A 24,538-nucleotide genomic window follows, 5' to 3' on the forward strand; every position below is an offset into this window, starting at 1 on the left:
TCCGCGGGGATTTTCAAGATCATGGCAGACGACAAGATTCATGGCACGACAGTGGGTGGCGACCCGCGCATCGAGCTCCTGCTCGTTGGCATGAATGGTGACCTGCGCGGGAAGCAGATTCCGCTCGATACCCAGAAGAAGATCTGGGACGGCGAAGTGCGTCTGCCGTCGTCGACGCAGTCGCTCGATATCTGGGGCGACGACAACGACGACATTACCGGCCTCTCGCTTTCCGTAGGCGATCCGGATGGCAATTGCATTCCGGACGAGCGCAGCTTGGCTCCGATGCCATGGGCGCCCGAGGGTTCGATGCAGGTGCTTGCAACCATGCACGAGTTCGACGGCACGCCGAGCTTCATGGATCCCCGCGCTATCCTTGCATCCGTGCTGAAGCGATATGAAGCGCGCGGTCTGACGCCAGTCGTCGCGACCGAACTCGAATTCTACGTCGTCGAACCGGATTGGCGCGAGACCGGCCGGCCTTCGCCGCCTCTCAATCTCACTTATCGCGGCGAGCCGAACGGCTTCCAGCTCTACGACATGAGCGCCGTCGATGCGCTCGACGACTATCTGCAAACCGTACGCTCCTATGCCAAGGCGCAAGGGTTGCCGGCGGATGCGACAACGGCGGAATTCGGCCCCGGACAGTTCGAGATCAATTTGCTGCATCGCCCCGACGCCCTCGCCGCCGCCGACGACTGCATCTGTCTGAAGCGTATTGTGGAACAGGCTGCGCGCAAGCACGGGCTAAAGTCGACCTGCATGGCCAAGCCCTACTCCGATCATGCCGGTTCGGGCCTTCACGTACACGCCAGCGTCATCGACAAGGATGGAAACAATATTCTCGATGCAAAAGGCGACGAACCGCGAAAGCTGAAATCCGTCTGCGCCGGCCTGCTTCAAACCATGCGGGATGCGCAACTCGTCTTCGCACCGTTCGCCAACTCCTATCGTCGCTTCCAGCCCGGCTCGTTCGCCCCAGTCGACCTGACCTGGGGCTACGGTCACCGTGGCACGGCGGTCCGCATACCCGATCTGAATGGCCCGGCCGCTCGCATTGAACACCGCGTGGCCGGAGCCGACGCAAACCCCTATCTGCTGCTTGCTGCCATTCTCGGCGGCATGCTGCTTGGCATCGATTCCGAGCTCGATCCCGGCGAGGAGACGACGCCGTCGCACACGCCTGCGCATACGACGCAACTGACCCACGACTTCCTGACAGCCATCGAAACTTTCAGGGCGTCGCCGTTCATCGCCGACATATTCGGGGATCGCTACCAAAAGCTCTACGGAGACACCAAGCGTAAGGAGGCTATCACCTACCTGCGCACGGTCTCCGACTTCGACTATCGCACCTACCTACCGCGCCTGTAGTTGACGTCTTTCAATGCTTGACGATCATCGGACCTGTAAGTGCGGCGATCAGGCTGCCGCGCGTCAAGTACCCGGTCTAAAAATCCCGCAACATGGAGTTGCTAGGGAGCGACTTCGCGCCGCTCGGCTTCGTTAATCTGCGCAGCAAGTCCTTGCTGGACCAAGACCTTGAGTTCGCCGGGATGCAATCTCAACGCAACGTCCCGCTCCAGAGGACGCAACTCGCCATCCATCACGCAATTCGCCTTTGAATGCAGCTTTGGAAAGTGCAAATGCACTTGTGCCGGATGCATTATCATGACGTCCGCATTCTCCTTCACCTTGCCTCTCAAGAGGTCGACCGCCAGGCGTGCGACCCCGAGCGGTTTCAGCGGCTTAGCGGTATAGAAGCCTAGTTCGCCGCTGGTCAGGCTGTCTGCATAAAGCAAGGCATTCTGGCCGAAAGGGTTGTTCGAAACCGAGACCGCGGAAACGCGGCGGCGCTCGTAAACGCCCGCGGCTTCAAAGTCGACCTCGAATTCGGGCGGATTGAGCACGACACCGAAGGCGGCACGCGCGCTTGCTCCCAGCTTTCCGAGACGCGAGCGGTATGTGTAGGAATTTCGATAGCGCACCATGCGCGCATGGAGCCCGGCTGAGAATTGATGAATGAACGGTCGCCCGTTGGCGCTGGCAATATCAACCTGGTCGACTTCGCCAAAGGCGAGTGTCTCAAGCGCCAGCCAGATATCGAGGGGAACGCGCAAGGAACGGGCGAAAAGGTTCATCGTTCCGGCAGGCACCACGCCGAGTGCCACACCGTTCTTCCAAGCAATGGACGCCGCCGCCGAGATGGTGCCGTCTCCGCCGCCGGCGACGATGCCGTCGATGTCGTCGCGGCGAGCTGCACGCTCCATGGCCGGCACGACCTCCTTGCCGGAAAAGACGATCGCATCGAAATCATGGCCGGCCTCTCTGAAGACCGTTTCGGCCCGGCTTTCATAGGCCTCCATATCGGTGGTCCTGAACGTCCCGCCATCTCGATTGAAAAAGCCGATAAGTTTCATAGAGTTCCTGTAATCCGCGGCGAGAGGCGACGGCCTATCCCGCGCTGCTAAGAGATGGTTCTTGCACCAGCGATTTCAAGCTGAAGCGCGCTCCGCCGACTTCAGGAGCGGGAACTGCCAAATTTGCAAGGGACGTATGCATATCGGGGAACGCTGCACTGCAGAAAACGCACTCGACGCCGCGCAGCCATCCGTCGATAGATAAGACAATGGAGGATACCTCCATTTCCCTTCATCTCCGGCTTACCGGTCATGGCTGCGCACGCGCCCTCGTCCCGTACGTCACGCATCGAATGCCAAGGAGTGCCTCTTGAGTCAGGTCGCCGTAAACGATTCCATTGAGACGAGCTCTGTGGTCGAAGCGCCATCGCCGATGGCGATCGCACTCGTGCAGGTGGCGCTTGCCTGCGGTGGCTTTGGCATCGGCACCGGCGAATTCGCGATCATGGGCCTGCTACCTAACGTGGCCGACACCTTTTCTGTGACGACGCCGCAGGCAGGCTACGTGATCAGCGCCTATGCACTCGGTGTCGTTGTCGGCGCTCCGATCATCGCGGTGCTTGCTGCGAAAATGGCGCGCCGCTCGCTGCTCCTGCTCGTCATGGGCATCTTTGCAATCGGCAACATCTTGAGCGCGATGGCCCCCACCTTCGAGAGCTTCACGGTGATGCGCTTCGTAACGGGCCTGCCGCATGGTGCCTACTTCGGCGTCGCCGCGATCGTCGCTGCATCCATGGTGCCAACGCACAAACGCGCCCGCGCTGTCGGCCGCGTCATGCTCGGGCTGACGGTTGCGACCCTGCTCGGGACGCCGCTCGCCACCGTGTTCGGGCAGTCGCTCAACTGGCGCCTTGCCTTCACGATTGTCGGCATCGTCGGCCTTCTGACGGTTGCTCTGATCTGGCACTACGTGCCGCGCGACCGTGTTGCCGAGGGTGCAAGCTTCAAGCGGGAACTCGGGGCCTTCAAGCGTCCGCAGGTCCTGTTGACGCTCGCCACGGCATCCGTCGGCTTCGGTGGGATGTTTGCCATGTTCAGCTACATCGCGCCGACCACAACGCAGGTCACGATGCTGCCGGAGAGCATGGTCGCCGTGATGCTGATCATCTTCGGCATCGGCATGAATGTCGGCAACGTCGTCGGCTCCTGGCTCGCCGACAAGTCGCTGATGGGAACGATCGGCGGCAGCCTAGTGTTCAACATCGTCGTGCTGACGCTGTTCTCCCTGACGGCGGCCAATCCCTTCATGCTGGCGCTTTGCGTATTCTGCATCGGGTGCGGCTTTGCCGCCGGTCCCGCCGTCCAAACCCGGCTCATGGATGTCGCCGCGGATGCGCAGACGCTTGCTGCGGCTTCGCACCACTCCGCGTTCAACATCGCGAATGCGCTGGGGGCTTGGCTTGGTGGACTGGTCATTGCACAGGGTTACGGCTTTGCCGCCACTGGCTACGTCGGCGCGATCCTGTCGTTTATCGGTGTCTTTGTGTTCGCCGCGTCTCTAAGCCTCGACCGCCGCGGCCGGGGCGCCTGACACAGCCGAAACGTCGCGAAGGTAGCGGCCTTCCGGCAGGCAGAAGACATTTTCTTCACCCCAGGCGGCAAGCGCCTTGATGACCGGATTCAGCGTTTCGCCGAGCGGCGTCAGCGCATAGTCAACACGTGGGGGCACGACGGGAAAAACCGTGCGCGAGACAAGGCCGGATTCCTCAAGCTCGCGCAGCTGCTTCGTCATCATCCGCTGGGTTACCGAGGGCAGCTTGCGACGCAGTTCGTTGAACCGCAACGTCCCGCCCATCAGATGAAACAGAATCACGCCCTTCCATTTGCCGTCCAGAAAACTCAATGTCGCTTCGACGGGGCAACCTGGAAAGTTGCGGGTCAGCTTGGCGCGGGGAAGCGACATTTGACGGTATCCTTTTTGGTACTACGTACAGAATTTGTGCATTCTTGTGCTTATCGAGCATAGGACGCATCTAGCCTCTGTGCAACGAACACAGGAGTTTCCCATGCGCGCCGTCGCCTACAAGGTCCCCCAGCCCATCTCCGCCGAAACGTCGTTGATCGACATCGACCTGCCGATTCCGGTAGCGAAAGGCCACGACTTGTTGGTCGAGGTCAAGGCGGTGTCGGTCAATCCGGTCGACGTGAAGGTGCGCGCAAGCGTTGCGCCGGCGGCGGACGAACTCAAGGTGCTCGGATGGGATGCCGCGGGCGTCGTCAAGTCCGTCGGCCCGGAGGTCACGCTGTTCAAAGCCGGTGATGAAGTCTTCTACTCCGGCGTCATCAACCGCCCCGGCTCGAATGCCGAATTCCACCTGGTCGACGCGCGGATTGTTGGACGCAAACCGAAGACGCTCGACTTCGCCTCTGCTGCGGCCCTGCCTCTGACGTCGATCACGGCTTACGAGGCGCTTTTCGACCGGCTGAGAGTACAAGATCCGGTTCTGGGGGCGGCACCGGCAATCCTCATCATCGGCGGCGCTGGAGGCGTCGGATCGATCGCGATCCAGATCGCACGTGCGCTGACTGACCTGACGGTCATCGCAACGGCATCCCGGCCCGAAACCAGCGAATGGATCAAACAGCACGGCGCCCATCATGTCGTCGACCATTCGCAGCCTATTGCAGCACAGGTGGCGGCACTTGGCCTCGGCGCCCCCGGCTTTGTCTTCTCGACGACCAATACCGACCAGCACATCAAGGAGATCGTCGAGGTCATCGCGCCGCAGGGCCGCTTCGCGCTGATCGACGATCCGAAGACGCTCGACATCGTGCCGTTCAAGCGGAAGGCCGCGTCCATCCATTGGGAGCTGATGTTCACGCGGCCGCTGTTCGGCACGCCAGATATGATCGAACAGCACAAGCTGCTCAACAAGGTTGCCGAACTTGTCGATGCCGGCAAGATCCGCACGACGCTTAGCGAGACGCTTGGCCCGATCAACGCTGCCAATCTGAAGAAAGTGCACGCTATGATCGAAAGCGGTCGGACGAAAGGAAAGCTGGTCCTGGAGGGCTTCTAACGCCTCCCGTAGTTCAAACAAAAGCTGCTCGAACGAAGTGCCGCGCCAGCAGGTGCGGCATTCTGGCACGAAGCGCCTCAAGCGCTTGACTCTTCTGCCAATTGAGACCACCTACAGCATTACGCGGATTGCAACCGTTTTCCGCGGATATCAACGGAGCCATCATCACGATGCCAAGCGACAGTAGCAGTCGATTGCCTTTGCCGTACGCGGCCCTCGTGCGCTGACCGACTCCTGTCGGGCTCGCCCGTCGGACGCTACGGCGGATCGACGGAAAGGCGAGCCTATGAACATCAATCGCTTCCCACTGCGGGCGGGCCATGCCGCTCGTTTGTTCAGCAACGACCACCTCGGCGCCATCACCACGGCCGAGCGCGTCGAACGGCTGAACGCACTTGAAATCCCCGAAGCCGCAGCAATCCTGGTTACGCTGCCGCAGCAGAAGGCTGTCCGTATTCTCGGCCGCCCTGAGCTGCACAATGCCGCCGCGATCATCGCTGAAATGCCGGTCGAGCTAGGCGCTCGCCTGCTGAACGCCACGGCGAACGACCGCGTTGCGGACCTCTTTCAGGAAATGAACGAGGAGGCCCGCGCGCATCTTTTCTCGCGGCTTGACCGTACGACATGCCTCGCCGTCCAACATCTGATGGGCTACCCGCCCCGCACGGCCGGTAGCATCATGACGACGGAGTTCGTCAGCGTGCCCGACACCTGGACCGTCGAGCAGACGCTGGAGCATGTGCGCAAGGTCGAGCGTTCGCGCGAAACGGTCTACGCCATCTACGTCCTGGATGCGGTGAGCCACGTTCTGACGAGCGTCGTTACACTGCGCCGTCTAATCACCGGCGATCCCGGCGAACCTGTTTTGACCGTTGCGCAGAAGGAAGGGGTTGTTCGTGCCGATCCGCTGATGACGCAGGAAGATGTCGCCCGGCTGATCCGCAAGCACAATCTGCTGGCCCTGCCTGTCGTCAGCGAAGACGGAGACATGCTCGGTATCGTCACGGTCGACGACGTGATCGACACGATGATCGCCGACCAGACCGAGGACGCCCACAAGTTCGGCGGTATGGAAGCGCTCGGCAAGCCGTATATGAAGATCGGCTTTGCCGGCATGATCCGCAAGCGCGCAGGCTGGCTCTGCGCCCTCTTCCTCGGCGAAATGCTGACGGCAAGCGCCATGCAGCATTTCGAAGGCGAACTGGAAAAGGCGATCGTACTGACATTGTTCGTGCCGCTGATCATGAGCTCGGGCGGCAATAGCGGTTCGCAGGCAACGTCGCTGATCATCCGGGCGCTGGCGCTCGGCGAACTCAAGCTCTCCGATTGGTGGCGCGTGCTGCTGCGCGAACTGCCGACGGGCATCGTGCTGGGCTCGATCCTCGGCCTCGTCGGCTTCGCCCGCATCGCGCTCTGGCAGAATGTTGGCCTCTTTGACTATGGTGAGCACTGGGTCCTGGTCGGTTTCACGATCTTTACCGCGCTGATCGGCATCGTGACCTTTGGTTCGATCTCCGGCTCAATGCTACCTTTCATCTTGCAGAAGCTGCGGCTCGATCCGGCCAGTGCTTCCGCTCCGTTTGTCGCAACTCTTGTCGACGTGAGTGGACTGGTGATCTACTTCTCGGTCGCGGTGCTGATCCTCAGCGGCACCCTGCTCTGAACATGCTAACGGGGCCCAATGGGTCCCGTTTTCATTTCGGCTCTGGCAACTTCAATGCCCCATGGGTCTTCATGCTGCGAATGGCGAAGTTCGAGCGGATGTCGCTGACATTCGGCAACGTCAGCAGCGTGTCCGTCAGCAGCCGCTCGTAGGCAGCGAGATCCTCAACCACCACCTCCGCCAAGAAGTCAGCTGTTCCCGATATCAGAAAACACGACACGACTTCCGGAATGGCGAGCAAGGCCGCCTCCTGGGCCTGTGCGTTCTCGCGGCTGTGATGCGCGACCTTCAGTTCGACAAAAACAGTCAAGCCGAGACCGACTTCCTTGCGGTCGATGTCAGCGCGGTAGCCACGGATGACGCCGGTCTTCTCGAGATTGCGGATTCGACGCAAGCACGGCGATGGCGACAGATTGACCTTCTCGGCAATCTCCACGTTGGTCGCCCGCGCATCCTCCTGCAAGCACTGCAGTATCGCCAGATCGAATTTATCAAGACTTGGCATGATTGATAACGCCTTCCGCAGATTTTGGCAGATAATTGCTTATCGTATTATTTTGACGGCACAGATAGCAAGGACATGCCTCAGCGTTCCGACCTATTCTCTTCTCAACCGGACAGTCTGCGGACGGCCATAAGAGGAGAGATCAGATGAGTGCCCTTGCCTTCACGAACAACGAAAAATCCACGTCGATACCCATGGGCTATGCCGGTGCCGTCGTCACGGTCCTGATCTGGGCGACGTGGATCCTGGCAACCCGTCACAGCGCCGCGACACAGCTGGGAACGATCGATATCGGGCTGATCCGCTACGGCGTTCCGGCACTCATTCTGGCGCCCGTCTGGCTGAGAACCGGACTGCTGCCGAGAGGCGTGCCGCTCGGCCTGCTGGCCACGATGTTCGCCGGTGCGGGCGCCATCTTCTTCCAGTTGACCACGTCGGCAATCCATTCGACCCCGGCATCTGCGGCTGGCATCCTCCTTGGCGGCTCTATGCCACTCGCAACTGCCCTCATTGGAGTCGCCATCTTTCGGGAACGACCGGACTCCATGCGTGTGCTCGGCCTGGCCGCGATTGTCGCGGGTGTGGCCATCCTGCTTATTCGCAGCCTCGCGGGGGCGGCTCTTCCCTGGAGCAGCTTCGTCCTGCTGCCGATGGGAGCAATCCTCTGGGCAAGCTACACGCACGCATTCCGCCGCTCCGGCCTGACGGCCGTACAGGCCAGCGCGCTCATCGCCATCTGGTCTTTCCTGGTCCATGTCGGCCTTGCTGTCGTCTTCGGCACGTCGATTACCAGCGCACCGTTTGCCGAAATAGGCCTGCAGGTCTTGAGCCAAGGCGTTCTTTCCGGCCTTGTTGCGACGGTCGCCTATGGTCTTGCCGTTCATGCTCTGGGCGGCACGCAGGCAGCAGCCTTCACGGCGATCACGCCGGTGCTGGCGACGATCGGCGGCGCAATGCTGCTTGGAGAGGAGATCGGCATCGCAGAGATTGCCGCTGCCGTGATCACCGGGCTCGGTGTGGCATTCTCGACCGGTATCGCCTCGCGGCGATAGCTCAACACATATCATTGGGTCGGCGCTCATTCCGCCGGCCTATTTCCTTTTTCCGCGGCGCCTCGATTGACTCTTCAAAGGGCAAGGACCATCGCGACCCGCCGTTCCGGGTCCATCCCAACCTCAATTTCCTGATCCAGCTTTTTCTGCAGGAACTGCGGTACGGCCTCCGCCCTCGGCAACACAAAGCCGAGGGACTCATAGAAGGGCGCATTAAACGGAACGTCGCGCTCGGTTGTCAGCGTCAGCGCCCTAAGCCGACATGCGCGGGCCATCTCGATCGCAGCCGACATCAAACGCCGCCCGACGCCCCTGCGCTGCCAATCCCGGCAAACGTCCAGTTCGATCACATAGAGCGTGCCTGCGATCTCCTCCGCCGCGAGAAAGCCAACCGGCCAATCATCGTCATCGGCGGCAACAAGCAGCAGGCCCGCGTCGAGCGATTCCCGCAGAATATCTTGCGGAAGCGCGTGTGGTTCCCTGACGACGCCGAGCGCCTCCGCCAGTGTCGCGAAGGCGTCGATTTCGATCTCGGTCAGGCGCGGCAATTCATCGAGACGCGCCTGCCGTATGATGCAGGCGTCGCTCATGCCTGCACCCTACATATTCGGATAGACGGGGCCCTCACCGCCCTGCGGCGGAACCCAGTTGATGTTCTGGTTGGGGTCCTTGATGTCGCAGGTCTTGCAGTGGACACAGTTCTGGGCGTTGATGACAAAGGTCTCCTTGCCATCCTTCTTAACCCATTCGTAGACGCCCGCCGGACAGTAGCGGGTCGAGGGGCCGGCATAGACGTCATGCTCGGACGATATCTGCAGCGCCATGTCCTTGACCTGCAGATGGACCGGCTGGTCTTCCTCGTGATTGGTGTTCGACAGGAACACAGAGGAGAGACGATCGAAGGTCAAGACGCCATCGGGTTTCGGATAGGCGATCGGCTTATGCTTGGAAGCAGGCTCCAGCGACGCCGCATCCGTCTTGCCGTGCTTCAGCGTGCCGAAGATGGAGAGGCCGAACAGGGTGTTCGTCCACATGTCGAGACCGCCAAGCGCCACACCGATCGCCGTGCCGAACTTCGACCACAGCGGCTTGACGTTGCGCACCTTCTTCAGATCCTTGCCGATGTCGCTTGCGCGCCAGTCGTTCTCGATCTCGACCACTTCGTCATTGGCGCGACCAGCGGCGATCGCAGCCGCGATGCGCTCGGCCGCCATCATGCCCGACAGCACCGCGTTGTGGCTGCCCTTGATGCGCGGCACGTTGACGAAGCCCGCCGAACAGCCGATCAGCGCGCCGCCGGGGAAGGACAGCTTTGGCACCGACTGCCAGCCGCCTTCGGTGATCGCGCGCGCTCCGTAGGAGAGCCGCTTACCGCCTTCGAAGGTTCCGCGGATCGCCGGGTGTGTCTTGAAGCGCTGGAATTCCTCGAACGGATAGAGATAGGGGTTCTTGTAGTTCAGGTGGACGACGAAGCCGACGGCAACGAGGTTGTCTTCCAGATGATAGAGGAAGGAGCCGCCGCCGGTCTTCATGCCGAGCGGCCAACCGAAGGAGTGCTGCACCAGGCCCTGCTTGTGGTGCTCCGGCTTGACCTGCCAGAGTTCCTTGATGCCGATGCCGAATTTCTGCGGCTCACGGTCCTTGGAGAGATCGAATTTGGCAATCAGTTGCTTGGCGAGCGAGCCGCGCACGCCTTCGCCAATCAGCACATACTTGCCAAGCAGCGCCATGCCACGGGTGTAATTCGGGCCGGGCTCGCCGGTCTTCTCGATGCCCATGTCTCCGGTGGCCACACCGATGACCGCACCCTCGTCATTGTAAAGCACTTCGGTTGCGGCAAAGCCCGGATAGATCTCGACGCCGAGGGCTTCGGCGTGGGTGGCCAGCCAGCGACAGACGAGCCCAAGCGATACGATGTAATTGCCGTGATTGCTCATCAGCGGCGGCATCAGGTTATTCGGCAGGCGCACTGAGCCTGCCGGACCAAGCACCAGGAAGTGGTCGTCCTTCACCTCCGTCTTGAACGGATGGTCTGCTTCCTCACGCCAACCGGGCAGCAGACGGTCGATGCCGATCGGATCGACGACGGCACCCGACAGGATATGCGCTCCGACTTCGGCGCCCTTCTCCAGAACGACCACCGAGAGATCCGGATTGACCTGCTTCAGCCGGATCGCGGCGGAAAGCCCCGCAGGACCGCCACCGACGATCACCACGTCAAATTCCATGCTCTCGCGCTCGGGCAGTTCAGTCGTATCGGTCATGCATCCATCTCCGCTTGGCCGACATTGCGGCCATATTCCCCGTGATGGGGTTATCTCTTGTCAAAACGAAGGGCTATTGTCGAGCCGGGAAACGACAGCGAATCCCCCAATTCGCGCAACAGTATTTCTAGCGCCAGATAAATATATGCACCTTACGTAAACGTCAAACGATAAACAAGTGGCGAGCGCCGCTTTCGTCGCCACTCTACTCGCCGTATAGAGAGACGGACGACAGGAGGAATTCGACATGGATCTCGGCATCAAAGGCAAGCGCGCACTCATTCTAGCGTCGTCGCGCGGATTGGGTCATGGTATCGCCGTGGCTTTGGCGCGCGAGGGGGCGAATGTGCTCCTTTGTGGGCGGAGCGGCGAAACACTGGAGGCAAATTGCCGCGCCATCAACGCCGAAGGAATTGGCAAGGCCGATTGGATCTGGGCCGATCTCTCCGACGAGAATTTCGTGGAGACCGTAACCGCCGCCGTAGGCGACAAGCTTGGCGGCGTCGATATCCTAGTCAACAACACCGGCGGCCCGACGCCGGGAACGACGCAGGACATGACGACCGAAAAACTGGAAACCTATTTCTTTTCGATGGTGCTGCGGGTGATTGCGCTCACCAATGCACTGCTGCCACCTATGAAGGAACAAGGTTGGGGGCGTATTCTCACCGTCGCATCATCGGGCGTCATCGAACCTATCGCCAACCTCGCGCTTTCGAACACGCTGCGCCCTGCCCTCGCCGGTTGGAGCAAGACGCTGGCAACAGAGATCGGACGCTTTGGAATCACGTCGAACCTTCTGCTTCCCGGAAGCATCCTGACCGGTCGCCTCGACGACCTCGATGGCGCCGCGGCCAAAAGGACAGGCAAAAGCCTCGATGAAATCCGTTCGGCAAAGGAAGCTGCTATTCCCGTCGGTCGCTACGGAACGATCGACGAGTTTGCGGCAGCCGCCGCCTTTCTTTGCAGCCAGCGCGCGAGTTACATCACCGGCAGTCTTGTGCGCTGCGATGGCGGCGCTGCCCGTTCCGTCTGATTGAAAAGGGGAAACTGCGAGAATGTTTGCGATTGAACCTTCGCAATGCCTATAAAGGGTCACATCAGCACATTCTTTCATTACAGAAATTTAAGCTATTATAACCACTTAGTGATGGCCGCTTGGCTAATTGTGTCTTTTTTGCGCCGTAATAAGCGTGGTTCAATAGAGCCTGGATTTACGCGCAATTTGCCCCCAACCCGGTCTCGCTCATGAAGAAATTTTTGGTCACGGTCTGCATCATCGCTGCTGCCAGCATTGGCGCATGGCAATATAGGGAACGCATCCCTTATCTTTCTCAATTTTTACCGAAGACGCCGCAACAGGCCGATGCGGTCGACGGTGGCCTCCAAACGGCCGGCGATGCCTCCCAGAGATCCAGTGATCAAAAGGGCGGCGGCAAGGGCCGCAACCGCAACGGCGGGCCAACGCTGGTAAAGACGGTCGCGGTGGTGAAGACCATCCTGCCGCGAGATGTGACGGCCTCCGGCTGGGCTGATGCGGACGACACCACGACGATCGCGGCCCAGGAACAGGGGATCGTTACGAAGATCCTCGCGTCGGACGGCGCCACTGTCAAACAGGGAGACCTGATCGCCGAGCTTGATGCCCGCACGGCACAAGCAACGGTCGACAAGGACAGCGCCATGGTCGTCCGCGACCAGGCCACCCTGGCGGAGGCCGAGACAGCGTTGGCACGCGCCAACGACTTGCTGAGCTCAAAGGCCGGTACGCAGCAAAGCTACGATCAGGCGAAGGCAGCACGCGATACGGCGGCGGCCACGGTCGAGGCGGACAAGGCGGCGCTGGCGGCCGATCAGGTTCTGCTCGAGCACACCGATATCCGCGCGCCCTTTGACGGACGCCTCGGCGACATCTCGGTGAGCCCCGGCGCCTTTGTGAACGCCGGCTCGGCGATCGTAACGATCGCAAAGTACGATCCGATCTATGTGAAGTTCCACCTGCAGGAGCGCGATCTGAGGCAATTGAAGCTCGCCCTCGCCGCAGGGCCGGTGGATGTAAGCACGGTTCCGCAATCCAATAAGGGCAAGCCGCGCCAGGGCCATATCAGCTTTTACGACAACGCCGTCGATCCCGCTTCCGGCACCATTCTCGCGAAGGCGAAATTCGAGAACGCGTCCGGCGCCCTCTGGCCCGGTCAGTCGGTCAACATTGTCGTCCACTTCAACAACAATGAGCAGCAAGTCGTCGTTCCGACAGTGGCGGTCAGCCCGGGCGCGGACGGTTTCTTCGCCATTGTCGCGCGCGATGGGAAAGCGCACGTGACGCCTGTCACCGTGGCGCGTGCAAACGGCGGCTTCACGGCCATCTCAAAAGGCCTCGCGGAAGGCGATCACGTCATCATCGAGGGCCAGGCTCAGCTGGTTGATCAGCAGGCGGTGAAGGAACAGTTCGACGACAAGGCATTGAACGTTGCCTCTGCGGACCAAACCTCGGGCAAGACCGAAATCATCACAGCGGGCACGGAACAATGATACCGAATTTCTGTATCCGACGTCCTGTCGCGACAACGCTGCTTGCCATCGGCGTCGTGCTTGCCGGCCTTGCTGGCTATCAACTCGTACCGGTGGCAGCCCTGCCGCAGGTCGATTTCCCGACGATCAACGTTTCCGCCGCCCTGACAGGCGCCTCACCGCAGACGATGGCGACCTCGGTCGCCACGCCGCTGATCAAGCAGTTCCAGACAATTCCCGGCATCAGCGAAATCAGCGCCACGAACTCGCTCGGCAATACGAGCATCGTTCTGCAGTTCGACCTCAACCGCGATATCGACGCGGCGGCTGCCGACGTTCAGGCGGCGATCTCGCATGCGACGCGCCAACTCCCCGACAACATGACGACGCCGCCAAGCTACCGCAAGACGAATCCCGCGGATGCTCCGGTCATGCTGCTTGCCGTGCAGAGCGACACCATGCCCCGCAGCAAGCTCGATGAGATTGCCGAAGACATCATCTCGCCATCCCTCTCGACGCTTCCCGGCGTCGCCGAGGTTTCGGTATTCGGCGCACAGACCTACGCGGTTCGGGTCGAGGTTGATCCGAATAAGCTTCTCAACCGCGGCATCGGCATCGACACGGTCAACCAGGCGCTGGTTGCGGCCAACAGCCAGGTTCCCGTCGGCTCTCTACAGAACAACACGCAGAGTATGACGATCAATGCGAACACCCAGCGGACGAATGCCAACGAATTCCGCACGCTGGTGATTGCCAATCCGAACGGCGCGCCGATCCATCTCGGCGATGTCGCCGACGTGCAAGACAGCGTCGAGAATCTGAATACCGGCAGCTGGTACGATGGTAGCCGCGGCATCATTCTCGCCATTCAACGTCAGCCCGATGCAAATACAGTTGAGGTTGTCGACGCGATCAGAGCGAAGCTGCCGGGCCTGCACGACGAGATTCCGGCCTCGGTTTCGACGAAGGTCATGAACGATTCAGCGCAGCCAATCAAGGACGCGATAGCGGACGTCAAATTCACGCTACTCCTGACAATCGGCCTCGTCGTCCTGGTTATCTACCTCTTCACCGGCCATCTAACGGCAACGATCATTCCCGGGCTCGCCGTACCACTATCGTTGATCTCCACCTTCGGCATGATGTATGTGCTCGGCTACAGCATCGACAACATCTCGTTGCTCGGACTGACGCTTGCCGTCGGCCTTGTGGTTGATGACGCGATCGTCATGCTGGAAAACATTCTCCGGCATGTCGAGGAAGGAATGCCGGTTCTCGATGCGGCGATCAAGGGCGCCGGCGAAGTCAGCTATACCATCATTTCGATGTCCGTATCGCTGATTGCCGTCTTCATTCCGATCCTGCTGATGGGCGGCGTCGTCGGCCGTATATTCAACGAGTTCGGCATGGTCGTTGCCATTGCGATCGTGGCCTCTGCAATCGTTTCGCTCACAGTGACGCCGATGTTGGCGTCGCGCCTCGGTAGCGGCCACGAGCGGCCCCCGCTCTTCATCCGCTGGTTCGACGCCGGTTTCGAGCGGACGCTCAGAGGCTATGAGAGATCGGTCGGCTGGTGCCTGGAGCATCGCCCGACGGTTCTTGCACTGTTCGTGGCGTCGGTCGGGTTGACCATCTACCTATTCATGACGCTGCCCTCGAGCTTCTTCCCCACCGAAGATATCGGCCGCCTGAACATCACGACGCGCGCTCGTCAGGACATTTCCTATCCAGCAATGCAGGCGCTGCAGAACCAGGCCGCAGAACTCGTGAAGCAAAACTCCGCCGTCAACCACGTGATGTCGATCGTCGGCGGCAATGCACGCAGCCCACTCAACAACGGCACTATGTATGTCGAGCTCAAGGACAAGGATCAACGTCCGCCACTTGATCAGACCTTGAGGGAGTTGCGAGCGAGCATCAGCAAGATTCCGGGCCTTCAGGCATACATAACGCCGCAGCAGAGCCTCCGCTTCGGCGGCCGCCAGACGGCGAGCCAATACCAGTTGGTCGTCCAGGCACTGAGCGCCGATCAGACGAACATCTGGGCAAACAAGATCCAGCAAGCGATGCGCGCCGACCCGCGTTTCACTGACGTGGCTTCCGACGCGCAGAACAACGCATTGCAAGCCAATATCGTCGTTGACACCGAGAAGGCGGCGGCCTTCGGCATCACCGACGGACAGTTGCGTACGACGCTGCAGGAAGCCTTTGGCGGCTATACGGCGGCACAGATTCAGTCGACCGGCGACAGCTATGACGTGATCGTGGAATATGACACCAGCAAGCCATGGGACGATCAGAAGCTTCAGGAAATCCGCGTCGCGTCCAACGGCGGCGCCCTGGTTCCCCTGTCGAACTTTGCGACGGTCCAGCGCACAACAGGCCCGGTGACCATCAATCAGACCGGTCAGCTTGTCTCGACAACGGTCTCGTTCAATCTACCTGCAGGCGAAGCGCTCGGCGATGCCACAGCCGCGATCGACCAGATCAAGAAGGATATCAATATGCCCGCGGACGTCTTCACGTCCTACGGCGGCACCGCGCAGATATTCCAGCAATCTCAGGGCAACACCCCGCTGCTTATTCTGGCGGCCGTGCTGACCATCTATGTCGTGCTCGGCGTCCTCTACGAGAGCTTCATCCATCCGTTGACGATTCTTTCAGGCCTGCCGGCTGCGGCACTCGGCGCCTTGCTGGCACTGAAGGTGATGGGCTTCGATCTTTCGATCATCGCCCTCATCGGCCTGCTGATGCTGATCGGCATCGTCAAGAAGAATGCGATCATGATGATCGACGTCGCATTAGAAAATCTGCGCTCCGGCAATGGCATGTCGCCGTCGGAAGCGATCCACGAAGCCTGCGTCCGACGCTTCCGCCCGATCATGATGACGACCTTCTGTGCCCTCCTCGGCGCACTTCCGATCGCGCTCGGAAGTGGGGCAAGCTCGGAACTACGCCAGCCGCTCGGCATTGCAGTCGTCGGCGGTCTTGTCGTGTCGCAAGCGCTAACGCTGTTCATCACCCCGGTTATCTTCGTCGAAATGGGCAGGCTTAGCGATTGGCTTCTCAGTCTCGGTCGCAAGAAGAAGACCGAGCACAATGAGGACACGCCTCAAGCAATAGCTGCCGAATGAACGAGAAGCGGGCGTAAATGGCGCGCGCCGCATTTTTCGCTTCAAGCCTTGAATAACAACGGCCTCTGTGGCATCACGCGCCCTCCTTGAATTCGGGCGCGCCGTTTCCGCGCCTTCGCGGAGGCTGGCCTCCCGATCTCAAAACATAATCGGCAGGATGAGGTGCGAGCATGGCTCAAGCGCTGGGATTCGACTTCGGCACAACGAACACGGTTTTGGCCACGGCAGACGGGCAGACGACGCACTCAATGGCCTTTACAAGCGCCGCCGGCAGTGCCGACAGCATGCGCACTGCCCTGTCCTTCATGAAGGATCCGCAACTCGGCGCGTCAGCCTTGAAGGTTGAGGCGGGCCATGCCGCGATCCGGCAATTTATCGATAATCCCGGTGACTGCCGGTTCCTGCAGTCGATCAAGACCTTTGCGGCAAGCGCTCTTTTCCAGGGCACCCTCATCTACGCGAAGCGTCACAGTTTCGAGGATCTGATGGAGGTCTTCATAAGGCGCCTGCGCAACTACGCCGGTGACAATTGGCCGTCCGACGTCAAGCGCATCGTTACGGGCCGCCCCGTGCATTTTGCCGGCGCGAACCCTGACCCTGCGCTGGCGACGGAGCGCTACAACGAGGCGCTTTCCCGCTTCGGCTTTCCAGAAGTTCACTACGTTTACGAACCGGTGGCGGCTGCATTCTACTTCGCGCAGAATCTGAAGTCGGACGCCACTGTGCTCGTTGCCGACTTCGGTGGTGGTACGACCGACTATTCGCTCATCCGGTTCGAAACGGTCGGCGGAAAACTGACGGCGACCCCCATCGGTCATTCGGGCGTCGGGATCGCTGGTGACCACTTCGACTATCGCATGATCGACAACATCGTTGCCCCGCAGATCGGCAAGGGGAGTCATTTCAAGAGCTTCGACAAGATCCTTGAAGTTCCCACGAACTACTATTCAAGCTTCGGCCGCTGGAACCAGCTCTCCATCTTCAAGACGTCGCGCGAATTCGAGGATCTCAAAAAGCTCGTACGCACCGCGCTCGAACCTGAGAAGCTTGAGACCTTCATCGATCTGGTCGATCACGACGAGGGTTATCCGCTCTATCAGGCCGTGTCGGCCACGAAGATGGCACTCTCGGCTGCGGACGAGGCAGCCTTCGACTTCGCCCCTCTCGGCCGTGGCGGTCACCGTACAATCCGCCGGGCCGACTTCGAGAGCTGGATTGCAGATGACCTCGCGCGGATCGAAGGCGCCCTCGACGACGTGCTGGAGAAGACGAACACGACATCTGATATGATCGATAAGGTGTTCCTCACCGGGGGCACGTCGTTTGTCCCGGCTGTGCGCCGCATCTTCACAGAGCGTTTCGATACGGACCGCATCGAGACCGGGGGAGAGCTGCTTTCCATCGCGCACGGCCTGGCATTGATTGGCGAACGCGAGGACATCACGCAATGGACGGTGCAATAGGTCGGCTCGTGGCCAGAGCGCTCTTTCATTGACGTCTCGGCTTCGCTAAGGTGGCCGTCATGATCTCCGTCAACGAACTCTCTCCGGGCGAACTCGCCGCGCTTCTGCATTTCCATGCCGAAGCGGGGGTGGAATGGCTGCTCGAGGAGGAAGCTGTCGACCGCTTCGCGGAGTTCGAGGCGATGAAGGCGGCGCGACGGAATGCGGCCTCTTGCCCGCAGGCCACTGAAGCTCGGGAAGCTTCGCCACGCCCGGCGGCTCAGGCGACACAGAGAAATGCGCCTGCCCCCGAGCGTGCCGCCCAGCGACCGCAACCTTCAATCCCGGATGGCGAGGCCGTGCAACAGGCACGCGTCACGGCTGAGAGCGCCCGCTCGCTGCAGGAGTTGAAAACGGCGATCGAGGCATTCAACGGATGCAATCTCAAGCACAGCGCACGTTCGACGATCTTCGCCAGCGGAGATGCGACAAGCGGAATCATGGTCATCGGTTCGGCGCCAGGGGCCGACGATGATCGCGAAGGCCAACCCTTTGCCGGGCGACCTGGGCAACTGCTCGACAAGATGCTCGCCGCAATCGGTCTGCAGCGCGATGCGATACTGCTGACGCAGGTCATTCCCTGGCGCCCCCCCGGCAATCGCATTGCGTCGACCGCCGAGATGGATATCTGCCGGCCCTTCATCGAGCGGCAGATCGCGCTTGCCGAGCCGAAGGCAATTCTCGTGCTCGGCAATTTCGCTGCCCGGGTTTTTTTCGGCGAAAATGACACGATTCACGGTTTGCGCGGGCAATGGCGGGAGATCGCGGTCGGGAACCGCGTCGTTCCTGCGATCGCGACATTGCATCCGCAAGATCTATTGACGGCACCCGTCAACAAGCGCCTGGCCTGGAACGATCTTTTGGCTTTTCAGGCCAAACTGGCAGCACTCTAATCTGCTCTCAAAATAGGCAATTATAAACGCTTTATGAAAACATCTATGCGATTTACGCATATCTGCCTCTTATTCTAACGCATTGAAAACCTCATGTTGCAGTGCAATATTGTGGTGTGTCTTGGGAGGAATCAACAGGAACCAAGGCAATGACTGCAAGTTTTCGTCCTATCCACTGCGGGTTTGAAACCCTTCGCCTTGCCAATGAGCAGGGTCGCACAACGCAAAGCTACAGCCGCATCGGCTTCGCCACGAACGAGCAGATGGTTGCTCGCGGTACCGGCGCCAGCGGACGCATCGCACGTCCCGCCACGATCTTTGCGGATTTTCAGCAATACTGAGGTCGAGGCTGGTAATTGCTGGCCTCCCATTGCGTGGCCTTATCGCCAAGCGCATTCTCGCGGATCTGGCCGCTTAGTAGGCGGCGCTTTGTCGCGACTATCTCGTTCCCCAGTGGAACGCCTCATCCACGTACGCGAACTTGATCGCTTGCCACTGACTGTACTGTTCGACGAACGAGCGCGACATCCAGAGTAGAGGTTTCCTTTCGGTCGTTTCCCAGCCAATAGATCCTTGCTGCGCTGCTTTGGCAAAAAGCCGCTGCAAGTGCGTGCGCGAAATCATGAAATCCGCCGCAAGGGCGCGACTGTCGACATGACCGACCACAACGCGCTCGGGGTCATTTCCTACCAGATCCATTCGGGATACCAGGTGATCGACGATCAGACCCCCAGCGTCGGTCCACAGGAAAAGCGCCACATCCTCCGCGGGCTCCCGCCACAGCGGATCTTGAAGGCAATTGCGTGCGATACGCGGCTGAAGGATCCGAACCAATTCCGGATGGGCCTCAACATGGGCGGCCCGATTTCCACCGTCCACCAAATCAAGGGCTCCTAGGTTCGAGACGAGCCATCCCAATATCGCCTGATGACTGATCTCTGCCGGCTCGAAGTGGCGCGGACGACGCCGCTCCGCCCCTGGCTCGTAGGCTATGAAGCGGTAGGTGAAGAGTTCCTCGATGAAGCTCAGCACCGTGTTGCGGCTAGCCACCTTGCGGGACGTGATCTCGCCCGTCAGTCGGGCAGCTGTGAAACCTGACGCCGGATCAGCAGGATCGCGCTCCATGGCAAGGGCGTAAGCGGTCTGCGTCAGCAGCCAGCGCTGCTGGGAAGCAAGCAATCGTGCCAGTCGTGGGCCAGCATCGAACATGCCGCGCATGCGCCCCGCGTGGAAGCGGATGGCTAGGATGAACTTCGGGTTCGCAACCAAGTCTTCGGCACTAAAAGGCATTTTTCTCCCGACGCGCGCATACCCGGCGTCGGCACTCCCGAGGCACCACGACGTCCGATCAACCCAATAACATGCGCATTCGCGAATAAATGAAGCTTCGTCAAGTTCATAAGCCGCAACAAACGTTCGGATACGTTCACTATTTCGTTTGAATTTCTCCCGCATAACGAGAGAACTTCAGCGAAACGATCACAAAGAAAAATGGAAGCGGCTTTCACGATCCAGCTTGCCGGGCGGCGCGCCGCTCCAGATCAAGTTGGTGTTCGCGGTAGATGATGAATATCCCGGCTGCGACGACAATCGCAGTTCCCATCAGCGTGCTGCCGCCTGGGACATCGCCAAACACAAAATAGGCGATGACGCTTCCGATGACGATCGATGTGTACTCGAACGGAGCAACCGTCGAGACATCCGCGTGCCGATAGCTCTCCGTAAGCAGGATTTGCGCCACGCCCCCACAGAAGCCGGCAGCAACGAGAAGCAATTGCGGTTTCAGATCAAGGACCTGCCAACCGAACGGAACCGTCACGAGCGAGAACACTGTGGCAATGATCGAAAAATAGAGAACGATTGTCGCCGTCTTCTCTTCCTCAACCAATCGCCGCACCTGAATCATCGCCATACCGCCGAGCACGGAAGCCAGCAGCACCGTAATCGCACCGATCGCCTGCTCGGCATGGATGCCGCCCTCGCGAAAAAGCGTGAGCTTCGGCCAGGATATGATGGCCACGCCCACCATTCCGAAAAGTACCGCGCTCCAGCGGTAGATTCGTACGGTTTCACCGAGGAACAGCGCCGCAAAAATCACGGCGACAAGCGGCATCGCGTAGCCGAGCGCAATCGCCTCTGGCAGCGGCAGGTGCAGCAGCCCGTAGAAGCCTAGTCCCATCGATATGATGCCGAGCGTCCCCCGCTTCAGGTGTCCGATCGGATTGGCAGTATAGAATGCCGATCGCAACTGCCTGCGATAGGCTAGGTAAGCCATGATCGGAAACAGCGCAAAGAAGGAACGGCAGAAAGTCACCTGCCCCGGCTGGATGTCGCTGCCGGCAAGCTTGATGAAGGTCTGCATTACAAGGAAGACAACAACCGAGCCGACCTTGAACGCAATGCCCCTCATCGGGTTTCCCGTGGCCGACCGCATGTCTTGAACTCTTGTATTGCTGTTTGAAGCAGGAGAACGCGCCAGACTCGACGCAGCGTGACTGTGACAGTCGTTGTGCCGAATGAACAGATAGAAAATCGGAAAGTTTACAGAGCCGCCGAGCAGACCAGATGACCGCCACTCTCGATACGCGTAGCAACCGAGGAAAATTGGTACAAACCCCGAGATCTCAGCGCCGGCAATACGAAGCATAGTCGTCGTTCAGCGAACTCAAGGCGACGAGGCGATCAAAGCAGCCATCAACCTCAAATCCCATTCCCAGATCCGCCCAGATATAGCCGTTCCCAGAGTCTCCAAATCTTCCGCTGCCTCGATTTCGCTTTAACTTTAGTTCAGACTTTAATGTAATCATGCCCTCAAAATTTGTGGCGGAGTGCCCACTCCGCAGACGAAGCAGCCATCCGCTCAAGGTCTTCAGGGAGCATCATGCGTACAGATACCGGCCAGGTCATCAATCTGGCAGACTACCAGCCCACCGAATTCGTTCTGGAACGCGTGGACCTTACCTTCGAACTCGATCCGACTGAAACCAAGGTCGAGGCACGACTGATCTTTCATCGCCGCGAAGGCGTCGATCCCAAGGCCCCGCTGGTGCTCGATGGTGATGAGTTAACACTGTCCGGCCTGCTGTTCGACCAGATGGAAATGCCGGCGAACCAGTACACGGTAACGCCTGAAAGCCTGACAGTCCGCGATCTGCCGGCATCCGAGCCGTTCGAACTGACGATCACAACGATCATCAACCCCGAAGCCAATACGAAGCTGATGGGCCTCTACCGAACCGGCGGTATCTACTGCACGCAGTGTGAAGCCGAAGGCTTCCGCCGCATCACCTATTTCCCGGATCGCCCCGACGTCCTGGCGCCCTACACGGTCAACATCATTGCCGACAAGGCTGCCAATCCGCTGCTGCTGTCGAACGGCAACTTCCTCGGCGGCGCTGGCTATGGCGAAGGCAAGCACTTTGCCGCCTGGTTCGATCCGCATCCGAAGCCAAGCTATCTCTTCGCGTTAGTCGCCGGCGATCTTGGTGTCATCGAAGATACGTTCACGACGATGTCCGGTCGCGAGGTCGCGCTGAAGATCTATGTCGAGCATGGCAAGGAACCGCGCGCCGCCTATGCGATGGACGCGCTGAAGCGCTCGATGAAGTGGGACGAGGACGTCTTCGAACGCGAGTACGATCTCGACATCTTCATGATCGTCGCAGTCTCCGACTTCAACATGGGCGCCATGGAGAACAAGGGCCTCAACGTCTTCAACGACAAGTACGTCCTTGCCGATCCGGAAACTGCTACCGATAGCGACTACGCCAACATCGAAGCGATCATCGCGCACGAATATTTCCACAACTGGACCGGCAACCGCATCACCTGCCGCGACTGGTTCCAGCTGTGCCTGAAGGAAGGACTGACCGTCTATCGCGATCACGAGTTCTCCGCCGACCAGCGCTCGCGCTCGGTCAAGCGCATCGCTGAGGTCCGCCACCTAAAATCCGAGCAGTTCCCGGAGGATGCGGGTCCGCTTGCCCATCCGGTTCGGCCCACGAAATACCGCGAAATCAACAACTTCTACACAACGACCGTCTATGAGAAGGGCAGCGAAGTCACGCGAATGATCGCAACACTGCTCGGTAAGGACACGTTCAAGAAAGGCATGGACCTCTACTTCGATCACCACGACGGCCAGGCCGTCACGATCGAGGACTTCGTCAAATGCTTCGAGGGCGCAAGCGGGCGCGACCTCGCACAGTTCTCGCTCTGGTACCATCAGGCCGGCACGCCGCTTGTTACCGCTTCGGGATCCTATGACGCTGCCGGAAAGACCTTCAGCCTCTCGCTCGAGCAGATTGTCCCGGCGACGCCCGGCCAGTCAGAGAAGAAGCCGATGCACATCCCGCTGAGTTTGCAGCTCTTCGCTGAAGACGGCGTGGGCATAGCTCCGACCTCAGTCGAAGGTGCCGAATATGCCGGCAGCGTGCTGCATCTGACTGCGCGCACCCAAACGGTCGTGTTCCACGGCGTCCAGACGCGGCCCGTGGTCTCGATCAATCGCAGCTTCTCGGCGCCGATCAATCTCCATTTCGACCAGTCGCCCGCCGACTTGGCGCTACTTGCCCGCCATGAGACTGACCATTTCGCGCGATGGCAGGCCCTGACGGACCTTGCACTTCCGAACCTTCTGAACGCAGCGCGCGATGCCCGTGAAGGAAAGACCGTCGGTTCTGAAGCAACATTCGTCGACACCCTTGTAGTCGCTGCGGCTGACGAGAGCCTTGAGCCCGCCTTCCGCGCCCAGGCCCTGGCCCTGCCAAGCGAAGCCGATATTGCCCGCGAACTCGGGGGCAATATCGATCCGGACGCAATCCATGACGGACGCCAGGCGGTGATGAAGCAAGTCGCCGACGCCGGACGGAACACTTTCCTTGCACTCTATGACTCGGTGACGACACCGGGCGCCTTCAGCCCGGACGCAACGAGTGCCGGTCGCCGTGCCTTGCGCAACGCTGCCCTGACCTACCTCTCCTACGCCGAGAATTCGCCGGCACGCGCCAAGGCTGCCTTCGATGCTGCCAACAACATGACCGACCTGCTGCATGCCCTGACCATTCTTGCGCACCGCTTCCCGGACAGTGCAGAAGCTGCGGAAGCGTTGTCGATCTTCCGGGATCGCTTCGCTGAAAACGCACTGGTCGTCGACAAATGGTTCTCGGTGCAGGCAACCATACCTGGCGCCGGCACGCTCGATCGGGTGTTGAAGCTGATGGAGAACCCTCTGTTCAAGAGGACCAACCCCAATCGCGTTCGTTCGCTTGTCGGTACCTTCGCTTTCGCCAATCCGACGGGCTTCGGCCGCGCCGATGGAGAAGGCTACCGCTTCCTCGCTCGCGAGATTCTCGAGATCGATCAGCGCAACCCTCAGTTATCTGCCCGCATCCTGACGTCAATGCGTTCCTGGCGTTCCCTTGAGCCGGTTCGGCAGGACCACGCCCGCGCCGCCCTGTTGGAAATCGAACGGGCTGCCGAGCTTTCGACCGACGTCCGCGACATTGTCGAACGCACTCTCAAAGGGTGATTTTGCCGTCGAATGTCGCCGCGAAACTCGCAGCGACATTCCGA

At 60.1% G+C, this 24,538-nt stretch carries 19 protein-coding genes; 12 read left to right on the top strand and 7 right to left on the bottom strand.

Translation table 11 applies throughout. The features are described 5' to 3' along the window. Positions 1–21: 21 nt before the first annotated feature. Complete coding sequence (locus tag FHX09_RS11880) at positions 22–1,374, top strand: glutamine synthetase family protein (protein WP_132591661.1); 1,353 nt, start codon at positions 22–24, stop codon at positions 1,372–1,374. 101 nt (positions 1,375–1,475) lie between these two features. Here FHX09_RS11880 and FHX09_RS11885 read toward each other — a convergent pair whose 3' ends face one another. Continuing rightward, the gene (locus FHX09_RS11885; RefSeq protein WP_132591659.1) at positions 1,476–2,420 is read right to left on the bottom strand and encodes a diacylglycerol kinase family protein; all 945 of its coding nucleotides are present in this window, start codon (positions 2,418–2,420) and stop codon (positions 1,476–1,478) included. 310 nt (positions 2,421–2,730) lie between these two features. On the opposite strand from FHX09_RS11885, the gene FHX09_RS11890 reads away from it, so the two are divergent. Beyond that, positions 2,731–3,951 carry an MFS transporter gene (locus tag FHX09_RS11890; protein WP_184450012.1) on the top strand — a complete coding sequence of 407 codons (1,221 nt, stop codon included), beginning with the start codon at positions 2,731–2,733 and terminating at the stop codon, positions 3,949–3,951. Here FHX09_RS11890 and FHX09_RS11895 read toward each other — a convergent pair. Then, the gene (locus FHX09_RS11895) at positions 3,919–4,323 is read right to left on the bottom strand and encodes a helix-turn-helix domain-containing protein (protein WP_132591655.1); all 405 of its coding nucleotides are present in this window, start codon (positions 4,321–4,323) and stop codon (positions 3,919–3,921) included. The genes FHX09_RS11890 and FHX09_RS11895 overlap by 33 nt on opposite strands. A gap of 103 nt (positions 4,324–4,426) precedes the next feature. On the opposite strand from FHX09_RS11895, the gene FHX09_RS11900 reads away from it, so the two are divergent. Beyond that, a complete protein-coding gene (locus FHX09_RS11900) occupies positions 4,427–5,440 on the top strand; it encodes a zinc-binding alcohol dehydrogenase family protein (RefSeq protein ID WP_132591653.1) in 1,014 nt (337 codons plus the stop codon). A 286-nt stretch (positions 5,441–5,726) separates the two neighbouring features. After that, positions 5,727–7,103, top strand: a complete 1,377-nt coding sequence (gene mgtE, locus FHX09_RS11905; protein ID WP_132591651.1) for a magnesium transporter — start codon at positions 5,727–5,729, stop codon at positions 7,101–7,103. A 31-nt stretch (positions 7,104–7,134) separates the two neighbouring features. Here mgtE and FHX09_RS11910 read toward each other — a convergent pair whose 3' ends face one another. Next, positions 7,135–7,608, bottom strand: coding sequence for an Lrp/AsnC family transcriptional regulator (locus FHX09_RS11910; protein ID WP_007801298.1), 474 nt, complete (start codon positions 7,606–7,608; stop codon positions 7,135–7,137). Positions 7,609–7,754: 146 nt separating this feature from the next. Between FHX09_RS11910 and FHX09_RS11915 the strand changes: the two genes are divergently transcribed. Continuing rightward, on the top strand, positions 7,755–8,660 hold the full coding sequence (locus tag FHX09_RS11915) for a DMT family transporter (RefSeq protein WP_132591649.1): 906 nt from the start codon (positions 7,755–7,757) through the stop codon (positions 8,658–8,660). A 74-nt stretch (positions 8,661–8,734) separates the two neighbouring features. Here FHX09_RS11915 and FHX09_RS11920 read toward each other — a convergent pair whose 3' ends face one another. Next, complete coding sequence (locus FHX09_RS11920; protein ID WP_007801300.1) at positions 8,735–9,250, bottom strand: GNAT family N-acetyltransferase; 516 nt, start codon at positions 9,248–9,250, stop codon at positions 8,735–8,737. A gap of 9 nt (positions 9,251–9,259) precedes the next feature. Continuing rightward, complete coding sequence (locus tag FHX09_RS11925; protein WP_184450014.1) at positions 9,260–10,924, bottom strand: electron transfer flavoprotein-ubiquinone oxidoreductase; 1,665 nt, start codon at positions 10,922–10,924, stop codon at positions 9,260–9,262. A 247-nt stretch (positions 10,925–11,171) separates the two neighbouring features. Between FHX09_RS11925 and FHX09_RS11930 the strand changes: the two genes are divergently transcribed. From FHX09_RS11930 to FHX09_RS11955, 6 genes are all read left to right on the top strand, one after another. Continuing rightward, positions 11,172–11,960, top strand: a complete 789-nt coding sequence (locus FHX09_RS11930) for an SDR family oxidoreductase (protein ID WP_132592023.1) — start codon at positions 11,172–11,174, stop codon at positions 11,958–11,960. A 212-nt stretch (positions 11,961–12,172) separates the two neighbouring features. After that, positions 12,173–13,456, top strand: a complete 1,284-nt coding sequence (locus FHX09_RS11935; RefSeq protein WP_007789193.1) for an efflux RND transporter periplasmic adaptor subunit — start codon at positions 12,173–12,175, stop codon at positions 13,454–13,456. Continuing rightward, on the top strand, positions 13,453–16,569 hold the full coding sequence (locus FHX09_RS11940) for an efflux RND transporter permease subunit (RefSeq protein WP_132592025.1): 3,117 nt from the start codon (positions 13,453–13,455) through the stop codon (positions 16,567–16,569). The genes FHX09_RS11935 and FHX09_RS11940 overlap by 4 nt, the downstream gene beginning before the upstream one ends. A 170-nt stretch (positions 16,570–16,739) precedes the next feature. Beyond that, positions 16,740–18,032, top strand: coding sequence for an Hsp70 family protein (locus tag FHX09_RS11945; RefSeq protein WP_007789191.1), 1,293 nt, complete (start codon positions 16,740–16,742; stop codon positions 18,030–18,032). 59 nt (positions 18,033–18,091) lie between these two features. Continuing rightward, positions 18,092–18,964 carry a uracil-DNA glycosylase family protein gene (locus FHX09_RS11950; RefSeq protein WP_184450016.1) on the top strand — a complete coding sequence of 291 codons (873 nt, stop codon included), beginning with the start codon at positions 18,092–18,094 and terminating at the stop codon, positions 18,962–18,964. Between the two features lie 149 nt (positions 18,965–19,113). Continuing rightward, the gene (locus FHX09_RS11955; RefSeq protein ID WP_113574817.1) at positions 19,114–19,305 is read left to right on the top strand and encodes a hypothetical protein; all 192 of its coding nucleotides are present in this window, start codon (positions 19,114–19,116) and stop codon (positions 19,303–19,305) included. Between the two features lie 97 nt (positions 19,306–19,402). On the opposite strand, the gene FHX09_RS11960 is transcribed toward FHX09_RS11955, so the two are convergent. Continuing rightward, positions 19,403–20,254, bottom strand: coding sequence for a hypothetical protein (locus FHX09_RS11960; protein WP_132592180.1), 852 nt, complete (start codon positions 20,252–20,254; stop codon positions 19,403–19,405). Positions 20,255–20,468: 214 nt separating this feature from the next. Continuing rightward, positions 20,469–21,398 carry a DMT family transporter gene (locus FHX09_RS11965; protein WP_132592029.1) on the bottom strand — a complete coding sequence of 310 codons (930 nt, stop codon included), beginning with the start codon at positions 21,396–21,398 and terminating at the stop codon, positions 20,469–20,471. Between the two features lie 447 nt (positions 21,399–21,845). Between FHX09_RS11965 and pepN the strand changes: the two genes are divergently transcribed. Further along, positions 21,846–24,494, top strand: coding sequence for an aminopeptidase N (gene pepN / locus FHX09_RS11970; RefSeq protein ID WP_184450017.1), 2,649 nt, complete (start codon positions 21,846–21,848; stop codon positions 24,492–24,494). The last annotated feature ends 44 nt before the right edge of the window (positions 24,495–24,538 follow it).

The organism is Rhizobium sp. BK538, from assembly GCF_014197575.1.
GTDB lineage: Bacteria > Pseudomonadota > Alphaproteobacteria > Rhizobiales > Rhizobiaceae > Rhizobium.